At 48.7% G+C, this 12,843-nt stretch carries 9 protein-coding genes; 5 read left to right on the forward strand and 4 right to left on the reverse strand.

The features are described 5' to 3' along the window. Positions 1-146: 146 nt before the first annotated feature. Positions 147-353: a DUF1107 domain-containing protein gene (locus SFA31_RS05870; RefSeq protein WP_047740980.1), complete on the forward strand. Its 207-nt coding sequence runs from the start codon at positions 147-149 to the stop codon at positions 351-353. Positions 354-408: 55 nt separating this feature from the next. On the opposite strand, the gene SFA31_RS05875 is transcribed toward SFA31_RS05870, so the two are convergent. From SFA31_RS05875 to msrA, 3 genes are all read right to left on the reverse strand, one after another. Further along, on the reverse strand, positions 409-1,743 hold the full coding sequence (locus SFA31_RS05875) for a hemolysin family protein (RefSeq protein WP_322837136.1): 1,335 nt from the start codon (positions 1,741-1,743) through the stop codon (positions 409-411). A 477-nt stretch (positions 1,744-2,220) separates the two neighbouring features. After that, entirely contained in the window at positions 2,221-2,979 is a 759-nt protein-coding gene (locus SFA31_RS05880; protein WP_322837137.1) for a phosphatase PAP2 family protein, read from the reverse strand. Positions 2,980-3,196: 217 nt separating this feature from the next. Further along, the gene (gene msrA, locus SFA31_RS05885; protein WP_322837138.1) at positions 3,197-3,835 is read right to left on the reverse strand and encodes a peptide-methionine (S)-S-oxide reductase MsrA; all 639 of its coding nucleotides are present in this window, start codon (positions 3,833-3,835) and stop codon (positions 3,197-3,199) included. A gap of 225 nt (positions 3,836-4,060) precedes the next feature. Here msrA and tamA point away from each other — a divergent pair, with 225 nt between their 5' ends. From tamA to SFA31_RS05900, 3 genes are read left to right on the forward strand one after another with little or no spacing between them, the layout of a single operon-like run. Further along, positions 4,061-5,797 (forward strand): autotransporter assembly complex protein TamA, encoded by a 1,737-nt coding sequence (tamA, locus tag SFA31_RS05890; protein WP_416208321.1) that lies wholly within the window; start codon positions 4,061-4,063, stop codon positions 5,795-5,797. Next, positions 5,794-9,570, forward strand: a complete 3,777-nt coding sequence (tamB, locus tag SFA31_RS05895; RefSeq protein WP_322837139.1) for an autotransporter assembly complex protein TamB — start codon at positions 5,794-5,796, stop codon at positions 9,568-9,570. The genes tamA and tamB overlap by 4 nt, the downstream gene beginning before the upstream one ends. Before the next feature lie 2 nt (positions 9,571-9,572). After that, positions 9,573-9,917, forward strand: a complete 345-nt coding sequence (locus SFA31_RS05900; RefSeq protein WP_322837140.1) for a gamma-glutamylcyclotransferase — start codon at positions 9,573-9,575, stop codon at positions 9,915-9,917. A gap of 321 nt (positions 9,918-10,238) precedes the next feature. On the opposite strand, the gene SFA31_RS05905 is transcribed toward SFA31_RS05900, so the two are convergent. Next, positions 10,239-11,150, reverse strand: coding sequence for a LysR family transcriptional regulator (locus tag SFA31_RS05905; RefSeq protein WP_322837141.1), 912 nt, complete (start codon positions 11,148-11,150; stop codon positions 10,239-10,241). Between the two features lie 474 nt (positions 11,151-11,624). On the opposite strand from SFA31_RS05905, the gene SFA31_RS05910 reads away from it, so the two are divergent. Next, on the forward strand, positions 11,625-12,782 hold the full coding sequence (locus SFA31_RS05910) for an MFS transporter (RefSeq protein WP_322839307.1): 1,158 nt from the start codon (positions 11,625-11,627) through the stop codon (positions 12,780-12,782). Positions 12,783-12,843 lie beyond the last annotated feature (61 nt).

Consider the following 12,843-nt stretch of genomic DNA (forward strand, 5'->3'; position numbering starts at 1 on the left):
TTGTAAGAAAAACGTAAATAAAGTTGCAAGGGGTGGGGATTCCTGGATTTCTGGTCTATAGTTTTCTGGCAACATATTTTACGCCTATTTTACGAGCCTAAATGTAGGGCTGTAGGGCGTAATCACTTAGCAGGAGAAGATTGAGAATGAAAATTTTCCAACGTTACAACCCGCTTCAGGTGGCGAAGTACGTGAAGATCCTGTTCCGTGGACGGTTGTATATCAAGGACGTTGGCGCTTTCGAGTTTGATAAAGGAAAAATCCTGATCCCGAAAGTGAAAGATAAGCAGCATTTATCCGTGATGTCCGAGGTCAACCGACAGGTTATGCGTCTGCAAACAGAGATTGCATAATTCGGAATAGCAAAAACGGCCCCATTCGGGGCCGTTGGCGTTTCAGGGCCGGCAATTAAGCTTCGTCGGTGTCGCTATCCGGCAGTTTGGGGATTAGCGGAGAAGGTTTCTCAACCAGCCGGGTGACCAAGAGTTGATCTATACGGTAATTATCAATATCAACTACTTCGAACTTATAGCCAGAATATTTCACTGAATCCGTCCGCTTCGGAATTTTTCGCAGCATATACATCATAAAGCCGCCGATGGTTTCATAATTGTCAGAATGTGGAAATGCGCTGATATCCAGCACGCGCATTACGTCATCGATAGGTGTTCCACCCTCTACCAGCCATGAGTTTTCATCGCGGGCTACAATTTGTTCTTCCATGCCCTGGCCGACTAAATCCCCCATCAGTGTCGTCATCACATCGTTCAGGGTAATTAACCCGACGACCAGCGCGTATTCGTTCATGATGACGGCGAAATCTTCGCCAGCGCTTTTAAAGCTTTCTAGCGCTTCAGAAAGCGTCAGCGTATCAGGCACGATGAGCGCGTTACGAATTTGTACCCCGCTGGTTAGCGCCAAACTTTGGTTCCCAAGCACGCGGTTCAGCAGTTCTTTGGAGTCGACGTAGCCGATAATATGGTCAATATCATCGTTACAAACCAGAAATTTGGAGTGAGGGTGTTCCGCTATCTGACTTTTCAGGCTTTGCTCATCTTCATGCAAATCAAACCAGACAATATTTTCACGCGACGTCATCGACGACGGAACGGTGCGGGATTCCAGCTCAAACACATTTTCAATCAACTCATGCTCTTGCTTACGCAGTACGCCCGCCAGCGCGCCTGCCTCCACCACGGCATAAATATCATCCGAGGTGATATCGTCCTTACGCACCATGGGCAATTTAAACAAACGAAAAATCGCATTAGCCATTCCATTGAATAGCCAGACCAGTGGGCGAAACACAACGAGGCAGAAGCGCATCGGGTTGATTATCCGTAACGCGATGGTTTCCGGAGCGACCATACCGATGCGTTTCGGGGTCAAATCGGCAAATAGAATGAACAGGCCGGTGACCAACGTAAACGACAGGATAAAACTGATTTGTTCTGCAAGCGGTGCGGGCATAATGTTAGAAAGCAGGTTCTTAAATGCGGGAGAAAACGCTGCATCTCCAACGATACCGCCGAGGATAGCTACTGCGTTGAGCCCAATTTGCACCACGGTAAAGAACATCCCCGGGTTTTCCTGCATTTTAAGTACGCGCTCGGCGTTGATATTGCCCTCATCGGCGAGCAGTTTAAGTTTGATTTTGCGCGAGGCCGCCAGTGAGATCTCTGAAGTTGAAAAGAAGGCACTGATGGCTATCAGCAAAAGTATTATCAAAATACTGTTTAACATATCTTATCCGGCCGGAGGCCAGATCCTCGGAAGGGAAGTGGATAACTTGCGTGGAATACGCTAAAACCGGCCCGAAGACGTTAGGCCGATAAATTCGCCGTCAGTATAGCGTAAGCTCCCTACGGGCTGCCAGTGGCACGTATAGGGAGAGTAAAACAATAGCTTCTTAAGAGATAACTAAGCCAGAAAGGGAGCGTCTGGCGCATTAGTGCTACGGCTGAATAACGCTTTGTCTTAGGTGGAAATTAGCTGGGCTGGATATTATTAAGCGTAATAAAACGTTCCCGCCCGCGCCGGTATTTTACCGTGACGGCAATTTGAACACGGCGATAAGTAAATGCAGTAAACGCCAGCCTGTAACTCATCTTTATCCTGCCCGTGCGTTAAAGCGAGCGGGCAGGGCCGCGAAAGCTATACGGGACAAATAACGCCCCGAGTGAGAAGCTAACGCTATTGGCTATTTTTGAAAGCGAATATTTACTGGCGGGGCAGCGATGAACCAGACACCGCCCCTGTCCCCCTATTCAGGGAAGCAAATTCGCGTTTTGCCGCCGCCATCTCCTGAGCAAATTTTTCATTGGCGTGAAGGGCGGCCACCACCGCTGCTCCCATAATACGGCCACTATCGACGTCGCTTTGCCAGTGCGCTCCGCACACGACGCGGCTTTGCCCGAATTCATACCCCCGGCGTAGAATCGCGGTTTGGCGAGCCGGGTTGATTTCCGCCAGCACCAGCGCTGTCGCCCAGCCGAAAGAGGCGTGGCCTGAGGGGTAAGAACCGGTTTTCGCCATTTTTTTATCTTTAGCCGGTGTGCAGGTGCTGTCTTTATACATGACGAATGGGCGCACGCGCTGATAGTGATCTTTTGCCGCACGCATGGCGAAGTCGTGGCTATCCTGCAGCACATTCTGTAGCAAATGGTAAAGTGCCGGAGTCTGTGTTTCCGAGATAGGAACGCCAAACGCGCTGGAAAACGCCGTTGCAAAATTTTTATAGTCGGCATCGCTGGCGGCAAGCTGCTGGCGGAACTTATCTATTAATGTCCTCCCGGTTTCATACTGCGCCTTATCGGCAAGAAACGTTACGCTATTTTCCGGCGGCGGCGGCGGTAGAATCGCCAGGCTGTCTGGTGCGCTTTGTGGCGTTAGAAATCCAGGCGCGCTGGCAGCGCTGGCCCCGGCAACATATAGCGACATGCAGGCGATAATGACTGCGGGCAGGCGTTTACATTCCATCTGATATCCCTTCAAAGAGTAAGTGAAACAACAGAATATATTAGGGTGCTATTTAATAGCGTGATGATTTTGATGTGAAATGAAACTAAAGGTAAGGGAATATAACTGCCTATTTATTATGCTGTTAGCCTAATGCTATCCGCCGTTCTCAATGAGCTTCACTGCTATTAATAAAGAGTAGCGCTCACTTTAAAGCGAGCGCTAAAACTATCGCTTATCACCCGGCCGGAGGCAGACAAACTCCGATACCGCCGATGCCACAATAGCCATATGGGTTTTTGTGGAGATATTGCTGATGCTCATCTTCAGCATAATAAAACGGCGTGGCGCTGGCGATTTCAGTGGTAATTTCTCGATGATCGCCGGCGTTATTCATCGCTGCCTGGTAATTGTCCCGGCTCGTGATTGCGGCTTTTTCCTGCTCTGGCGTAAGGGGATAAATCGCAGAGCGATATTGTGTGCCGCGATCGTTACCCTGCTGCATTCCCTGTGCCGGATCGTGATTTTCCCAGAACACCTGCAACAGACGGTCATAGCCAACCGTTTTAGGATCGTATACCACCCGCACTGCCTCGGCGTGCGCCGTTTCACCGGTGCAAACTTCCCGGTAAGTTGGGTTAGGCGTATATCCGCCCGTGTAGCCTGCCGCAGTACTGTATACGCCCGGTAGCTGCCAGAATAGCCGCTCGACGCCCCAGAAGCAGCCCATCGCAAATAGCGCGACGCACATACCCGGCGGGACATTCGTCATAGAATGGCCATTTACGGCATGCAATGTTGCGACTGGCATAGGCGTGCTGCGGCCCGGCAGGGCGTCAACGGCAGTGACCAGGTGGGATTTATCAAAAAATTTCACGACGTATTCTCCCAAATTATCCAGAATTGGCCGGTTAAGCCGTTACGAGGTTGTCACGGCGGGCGTATTTGCGGACAATACGGGCGCCAATAAAGATCAGATTTAACGATAAGAATTATTTGGAGCAACTTTTATTTTTCAACCCTGTTATTTGTGGGTTGTTTATCGCGAAGCGGCGAATGTTTCCTTCCAGGGGAGGATAATCTAGGGATATCAGGAGAATACGTGCCACGAATCCGAATTTATTGTCTGGCCAGCCTCTGGCTGGTAAGCGAAATGGCCGCGGCGGCCAGCGTAAGATTAAAAGTTGACGGACTTACGGGAGCGCTGGAGAAAAACGTGCGCGCTCAGCTTTCTACTATCGAAAGCGACGAAGTTACTCCTGACCGGCGCTTTCAGGCTCGGGTGGATGATGCCATTCGTGAAGGGCTAAAACCACTCGGCTACTACGAACCAAAAATTGATTTTACGCTTCAGCCTCCTCCCGCAGGTAAAGGGCGGCAGGTTCTGCACGCCCAGGTCCAGGCCGGTCCACCGGTGCGGCTTGGAGGTACCGACGTTATTTTACGCGGCGGTGCACGTACCGATAGTGACTATCTGGCGCTTCTTGGGAAGCGGCCGAAGGTAGGCACTATCCTGAATCACAGTGATTATGAAAGCTTTAAAAAAGGCCTGACCAGCGTTGCGCTGCGTAAGGGTTATTTCGACAGTGAATTTAAAAAGAGTCAATTAGGCGTCTCCCTGGAGCGACGCCAGGCGTTTTGGGATATCGATTACGATAGTGGGCCGCGCTATCGTTTCGGCGATGTTAGCTTTGAAGGTTCGCAAATACGGGAAGAGTATCTGTACGCGCTGGTGCCTTTTGAAAAAGGCGATTATTACTATTCTTCCGACCTGGCTGAGTTAAACCGCAGGCTGGCAGCAACCGGATGGTTTAATTCCGTTGTCGTTGCGCCAGAATTTGAAAAGTCGCGGCAAAGTAAGATATTACCGTTACATGGCGTGGTATCGCCGCGTACGCCGAATACGATTGAAACCGGGGTGGGGTATTCCACTGACGTAGGGCCGCGCGTAAAAGCGACCTGGAAGAAGCCGTGGGTGAATGCGTGGGGGCATAGCTTTACCAGCAGCGCCAGCATTTCATCACCCGAGCAGCAGCTTGATTTCAGCTATAAAATACCGCTGCTCAAAAACCCTATTGAGCAATACTACACCGTTCAGGGCGGCTTTAAACGCACCGACCTTAACGATACGGAAGCGGATTCCACCACGCTTGCTCTGTCGCGCAACTGGGATATGTCCAGCGGCTGGCAGCGGGCGCTGAATTTACGCTGGAGTCTCGACCACTTTACCCAGGGCATCGAAACGCACACCACAATGCTGCTGTACCCGGGTGCCAGTTTGAGCCGCACCCGTTCTCGCGGTGGTCTGATGCCGAACTGGGGGGATTCGCAGCGCTACTCTATTGATTACTCGAATACTGTCTGGGGTTCGGACGTAGATTTTGTTGTATTACAGGCACAAAACGTCTGGATCCGCACGCTCTTCGATCGCCACCGCTTTGTTATGCGCGGTAATTTGGGGTGGATCGAAACCAACGACTTTAAAAAAGTACCGCCCGACCTGCGTTTCTTTGCCGGGGGCGATCGCAGTATTCGCGGCTATGACTACAAATCCATCTCACCTGAAGACCGTGAAGGCAAACTGACCGGTGCCTCGAAACTGGCCACCGGTTCGCTGGAATATCAATACAATGTGACCGGCAAATGGTGGGGCGCGGTCTTTATCGACTCCGGTGAGGCGGTAAGTGATATCAAACAAAGTAATCTCAAAACTGGCGCAGGCGTTGGCGTGCGCTGGGAATCACCGGTAGGCCCGATCAAACTTGACTTTGCGGTACCGGTGGGCGACGACGAGGAGCACGGTTTGCAGTTCTATATCGGTCTGGGGCCAGAGCTATGAGCCGCTGGAAGAAAATAAGCCTGATTATACTCGCTCTGGTAATTTTACTCATCGGCGCGCTAGGTTTTTTAATCGGGACCACCACTGGTCTGCATTTAATGTTCAAGGGGGCGAATCGGTGGGTGCCCGGGCTGCATATTGAACAGGTGACCGGCGGCTGGCGCGATCTGCGCGTAAAAGGGCTTACCTACGCCCAGCCGGGCGTCAATGTCAGGGCCGGCGAATTTCATCTCGCCGTGCAATTAAGCTGCCTGCGCGACAGTAGACTGTGCGTTAACGATCTTTCTCTCAAGGATGTCAGCGTCACGGTGGATTCGGAAAAAATGCCGCCGTCTTCGCCAGAGCCGGAGAAAAAAGAGAGTGCGCCGCTCAATTTAAGCACGCCTTATCCCCTTATTCTGCGGCATGTCGCCATTGATAACGTCAGCGTTAAAATCGATGACACCACCGTTTCTCTCATGCATTTCTCATCGGGTTTGGACTGGAAAGAGCGTAATTTAACGCTTACGCCGACCCAACTTCAGGGGGTATTAGTCGCGCTACCGAAAGCGGCTGACATCGCGCAGAAGCAAGTCGTTGAACCGAAGATAGAGAAACCGGATCCCAATGCGCCATCGCTAGGGGAAACCTTACATCAGCTTTTTGCTAAACCGCTGTTGCCGGAGATGGCCGACGTTCATTTGCCGGTCAACTTAAACATTGAAGAATTTCGCGGCGAGCGGCTGCGCCTGGCTGGCGATACTGAACTGATGGTGCGTAGCTTACTTTTGAAGGTCCGCAGCGATGATGGGCAAATGAAAATCGACGCGCTAGACGTCGACACCGATCGCGGGCAGCTTAAGGCGACGGGAGCCGCGCAGCTTAAAGATAAATGGCCGGTTAACCTCACCCTCAACGGTGCGCTGAACATCGAACCGCTGAAAGGCGAAAAGATCCGCCTTAGCATCGGCGGTGCGCTGCGCGATACGCTAACGCTGGGCGTTAATCTCTCCGGGCCGGTAGGCATAACGCTTGATGCCCGGGCGCAGTTGGCGCAGGCGGGGCTGCCGTTTAACCTGGATGTAAAAAGCCAGCAGCTCTATTGGCCATTAAGCGGCAAAAAACAGTATCAGGCCGATAATTTACAGTTATCGCTTGGCGGTAAAGCAACGGATTACGCGCTGGCATTTCGCACCGCGGTGAAAGGGGAACAAATTCCTGCCGCCAGCATTACGCTGAATGCGAAAGGCAATGAGCGGCAAATAAATCTGGACGCCCTGCGCGTCGCTGCGCTTCAGGGAACTATCGGCCTGAAAGCGCTGCTGGACTGGGAAAAAGCGATTAGCTGGCGCAGTGAGTTGACGCTGGACGGAATCAATACCGCCCAGCAAACCCCCGACTGGCCGGCGAAACTTGATGGTGTGATAAAAACGCGCGGTAGCCTGTATGGCGGCAGCTGGCAGATGGATGTGCCGACGCTGAACATCAACGGCAGAGTGAAACAAAACGCGCTGGACGTGAAAGGTTCGCTGAAAGGCAATAGCTACATGCAGTGGACTATTCCCGGTTTGAACCTGGCCCTGGGCCGCAATCACATCGAAGTGAAAGGCGAGCTGGGAGAAAAATCGCTGGCGCTGGATGCCAATATCGATGCGCCAAACCTCGACAACGCGCTGCCGGGTTTGGGCGGAGCCGCGAAGGGGGTGATTAACCTGCGCGGCGACCTGAAAGCGCCGCAGTTGACGGCCGATCTCAGCGCCAATGGGCTACGCTGGCAGGAACTTACCATTGCGAAAGTACTGTTAAAGGGCGACGTAAAATCCGGCGAGCAAATTGCAGGCAACCTGGCTCTTCGCGTAGAGAGTATCAGACAGCCCGGCGTGGATATCCGCGATATATTGCTGGATGCGAAAGGCAGCGAAAAACAGCATCAGCTCCAGTTACGTATCCAGGGTAAACCGGTCGCTGGCCACCTCGCATTAAGCGGTAGCTTCGATCGTAGCGCGGAGCGCTGGCGCGGGCAGCTTAGCGACACTCGTTTTGAAACACCGGTCGGTCCGGTGACGCTTTCGCGTCCCGTATCACTGTACTATCGGAATACGGAACAGCGCATCGCAATCGGTCCACACTGCTGGACCAACCCTGACGCCGAATTGTGTGTCCCGCAGCCTATTGATGCCGGTGCCAGCGGGCATGCGCAGATCAATTTGAAGCGGTTTGACCTGGCAATGTTGAAATCATTCTTACCGGCAGAAACGAAAGCCAGCGGTGTGTTTACCGGCAACGCGGACGTGAGCTGGACCAGCGATGGCGGCCTACCTCAGGGAAAAGTAGCACTGCAGGGGCGGGGCGTAAAAGTATCGCAGGTGATTAATCGTAATACGCTGCCGGTTGCGTTTGACGCCCTGAATCTGGAGGCGGAATTACGCAATAATCGCGCGCAGTTGGGATGGCTTATCCGAGTTGCCAATAACGGGCAGCTTGACGGTAAGTTGCAGATCAGCGATCCGCAGGGGCGGCGCGGACTGGCCGGAAATGTGAATATTCATAATTTCTCGCTGGCCATCGCAAACGCGATTTTCTCTCGCGGGGAAAAGGCGGCAGGTCTGCTTAACGCTAATCTGCGTCTGGGCGGCGACGCCGCAAGCCCGCAGCTCTTTGGCGACTTGAAACTCACAGGGCTGGATATTGACGGAAACTTTATGCCGTTTGATATGCAGCCGAGCGAGCTGGGCCTGGCATTTAATGGTATGACTTCGCAGCTACAGGGCGTGGTACGAACGCTACATGGGCAGATTAACCTGAATGGTGATGCAGACTGGCGCCAGTTGGATAACTGGCGTGCGCGTATTGCGGCAAAAGGCAACCGCGTGCGCGTTACCGTGCCGCCGATGGTGCGTCTCGACGTGTCTCCGGATGTCACCTTTGAAGCGACGCCGTCGTTATTTTCGCTGGATGGTAATGTCGATGTGCCCTGGGCGCGGATCATTGTGCATGATCTACCTGAAAGCGCGGTGGGCGTCTCCAGCGACGAAGTGATGCTGGATGAGAACCTACAGCCAAAAGAAAAGAAAACGGCGGCTATTCCCATCAACAGCAATTTGAACATCCATATCGGCAACAATGTGCGTATGGAGGCATTTGGCCTGAAGGCGAAGCTAAACGGCGACCTTAAAGTAGCCCAAGATAAGCAGGGGCTGGGGTTAAACGGGCAGATTAATATCCCACAGGGCCGCTTCCACGCTTATGGGCAGGATCTTCTGGTGCGCAAAGGGGAACTGTTGTTCTCCGGTCCGCCGGACCAGCCTTTACTCAACATCGAAGCAATACGCAATCCGGACGCTACTGAGGATGACGTTACCGCCGGCGTGCGCGTAACGGGTCAGGCCGATGAGCCGAAGGTTGAAGTGTTCTCCGATCCGGTGCTATCGCAGCAGGAGGCGCTGTCTTATTTACTGCGTGGGCAGGGGCTGGATGCGGGTGGCTCAGATAGCCAGGCGATGACTTCCATGTTAATTGGCTTGGGGGTTGCGCAAAGTGGGCAGGTTGTGGGTAAAATCGGCGAGACATTTGGCGTAAGTAATCTGGCCCTGGACACCGAAGGGGTGGGGGATTCATCTCAGGTTGTGGTCAGCGGATACGTACTGCCTGGTCTCCAGGTAAAATATGGGATGGGTATTTTTGATTCGCTGGCAACGTTAACGCTACGCTATCGTTTAATGCCTAAACTGTACCTGGAAGCGGTGTCTGGTATCGATCAGGCACTCGATTTGCTCTATCAGTTTGAGTTTTAGCAATGCGAATATTTGTCTATGGCAGTTTACGGCGCAAACAGGGCAACAGCCACTGGATGACGAACGCTCAGTTACTGGGGGACCACCGTGAAGAAGGCTATCAGTTATATAGTCTTGGTCATTACCCAGGCGCGGTGCCGGGCGCGGGTTCGGTCTATGGAGAGGTTTACCGAATCGACGCGTCGACGCTTGCTGAGCTGGACGCGCTGCGTACAAAAGGCGGAGAGTATCAGCGGCGCTTGATACAAACCCCCTATGGCGGCGCCTGGATGTATGTTTACCAGCGCCCGGTTGATTTGCTGACGCTTATCACCAGCGGTGACTGGAGCGACAGGGAGAAAGGATAACGCACTGTTTTTCTCTTTGGAGTCAATTCTCACCCTACAGCAGCCGCAAATTATTGCGGCTGCTTTTTTTGTTGGCCACCAGAAGACGATACCTCTGAAACAGGTAAATAATCATTCAGCGTGATTATTAGTGCAATAGATTGGAAGGAGGTTAAATGTCTCACTTTAAAATAGATACAATGCACTGTGTATTAAGCAACTGTATATATCTATCTATTTCTAAAATAGAATTTATAAGAATGGTTCTTCAGGTACTCATCTCTAATAAACGCGGATTTGCATCAGCTATTGCATATGATCTTTCCAATGATTAATCCGGGCTTATTGAAGTTTATTAAAAAGGAATTTTCCAGTAGCTAACTCGTTATTCAAAAAGTCCGCAAATGCTTTAACTTTTGGCGATAAATGCCGATTTGAAGGCCAGATTAATGACAGAGATCCTAAAGGCGACATATATTGAGTTAATACTGGAATAAGTAACTTATTCTTAAAAGCCTCCTCTGCCACATATATTGGGAGATGTGCAATGCCCAAACCGGCTATTGCAGTACGTAATCCTGCATAAGTGTTATTAAATATAATATTTTTAGGAAGGTCCAGATTTTCATAGGGCTTAACAAAAGACCATGAAGCAATTCGCCCACTTGTGGGATATTTGAAATGAATGCAATGGTGGTTTACTAATTCGCTCGGATGAGAAGGAATTCCCTTCATGTTTAAGTAGTTAGGGTTTGCGCAGACGACAAAATGTTGTTCACCTAATTTTCTTCCAACAAGTCGATTATCGGCAAGTTCACCACTTCTAACAGCAAGATCAATACCCTCAGCAATAAGATCAACAACTCTATCTTCGAAATCCACATCAAGCTGAATATCGGGATATTTATCTAAAAATTTAGGAAGTAAAGGTATTAGGATAGAATGACCAAAAATCTGTGGTACGCTTATATGCAATTTCCCTTTAGGGTTGGTGCGCATTTCTGCAAGTAAGGCTTTTGTATCTCTAATTTCGCCTAAAATGAACTTACACCTTTCGTAAAAAATATCATCTTTTTTAGTCAGGCATATACTACGAGTAGTTCGATGAAACAGTCTAACCCCGAGATCGTCTTCAAGTTTCGCTACGCTTTTGGCAATAGCAGATGGGGATACGCCCAATACTCTGGCAGCCGCCGCATAGCTACAAAGTTCAACTGCATGTACAAAGGCATTGATACTCCGGAAACTTTCCATGTCATTACCTTATTGATGAATTTTTTTCTTTAGTGTAAGTAGCCAGACCTATATTTACAACGAGAAGTTGGTGTTTTACTCTTATCGGAAATAGTGGTGTTAATTAATGTTCAGGGCCTGTCGTTTATTAGATAGGATTATAGGGTGAATAATTAAATATCAAAGATATATTTTAATATTATAGTTATTATATTAATTTAGGTGTGTTGAGAAAATTTTTTAGATATATTCTGCCCTATATTTTTAATGTTATTTAGCAGGGCGTAATGATGAATTGGTTGTGACTTATTTTAATGAGGGATAATAATATCTATATTATGCTGATAATGAATTTTTCCTACTTTTAGGTTGTTATCACTCATGGTGAATTAAACTTTGAGTTATTTATATGCTATTAAATGGTGTCTATGTGAATAATATATTCAGAGTTAAAGTGCCGAATATAAAACAATCAAAACTTTTTTAATATCAACGATTCTTAATGCCACAGGTAGCGGTTTAACTATGGCTTTTATGATGGTCTATTTCACCAGAATGACAACTATAAGCTTATCAGTTATCGGTTTAGCTATTACGATAGGCCGCGCCACCTCATCATTAATACCAATTTTTATTGGGAAGCTATTAGATAAGCTTGGGCCTGGAAAGTTATCAATTTATGGAGATTTTATAAGCGGCATCGGTTTTATCATATGCCTTTTCGCCAGAGATCCTTTCACAATAATGTTTACTCAATTTCTAATACAGGCTGGCTCCCATATTTATTGGACGAGTAATCGTGGACTGGTATTATTAGCATCAGAAGTAAAAGGAACACAAACCTGGTTTGGCCTAATCGCGTCTATAAGAAATATAGGTTTAGGAATTGGTGCTATTTTCACATCGCTAGCGCTAACAATAAATGATACTACCGGTTTAAATTATACTATTGCTTTTTCAGCGTTACTTTTTTTTCTATCTTGCATTGCTTTATTTGTTTGGCAACCTAAAAAAATATGCGATGAGATAGATGATGTAAATAGTAAAGAAAATAAAGGGTTAAAAGATGTTCTTCTGAATAACCGTTATCGTGAGCTACTTATAGTTAATTTTGGATTGGTGCTGGCGGCGATGGTAATACCTCTTGTGATTATTATCTATGCTACCGAGCAACTTGGTTTACCCCCATTATTTTCTGGCGGGTTAGTAATACTTAATACAGCTATTATAGCGATATTAAGTATTCATATGGCATCCTGGGCCAAGAAGTACAATTCTTTATCTACTATAAAATGCTCTTATCTTTTAAATATTTTAGCATTTACTCTTTTTTGGTGCGCTAGTATAACAGTCGAGAATCAGATGATTACCGGAGCGGTATTGGTAGGCGCCATGATTATATATAGTCTGGCAGAAACGCTATCTATCCCCACCATGAATATGCTTTGTATCAATTTAGCGCCTGTGAAAAATAATGGAAGTTATATGGCGGCTTTTCAAATGACATGGTCTCTGGGGATGACACTATCACCAGTCCTATTTGGATGGCTTATGGATGTGAATAAGCACGCAATATGGTTAATTCTAATTTTAATAATTTTTTTAATTTTAAATGTGGGGTTTAGAAGTTTAAAAAAAGGAATTGGCGAATAATCAAGTAGAAGTTATAAAAACTCCAAAAGAATTGCCGTGACCAGGAGAGTGCACTTGAAAT

The sequence above is a fragment of the Erwinia sp. HR93 genome (genome assembly GCF_034555055.1).
In the GTDB taxonomy this organism is placed as follows: Bacteria; Pseudomonadota; Gammaproteobacteria; order Enterobacterales; family Enterobacteriaceae; genus Apirhabdus; species Apirhabdus apintestini.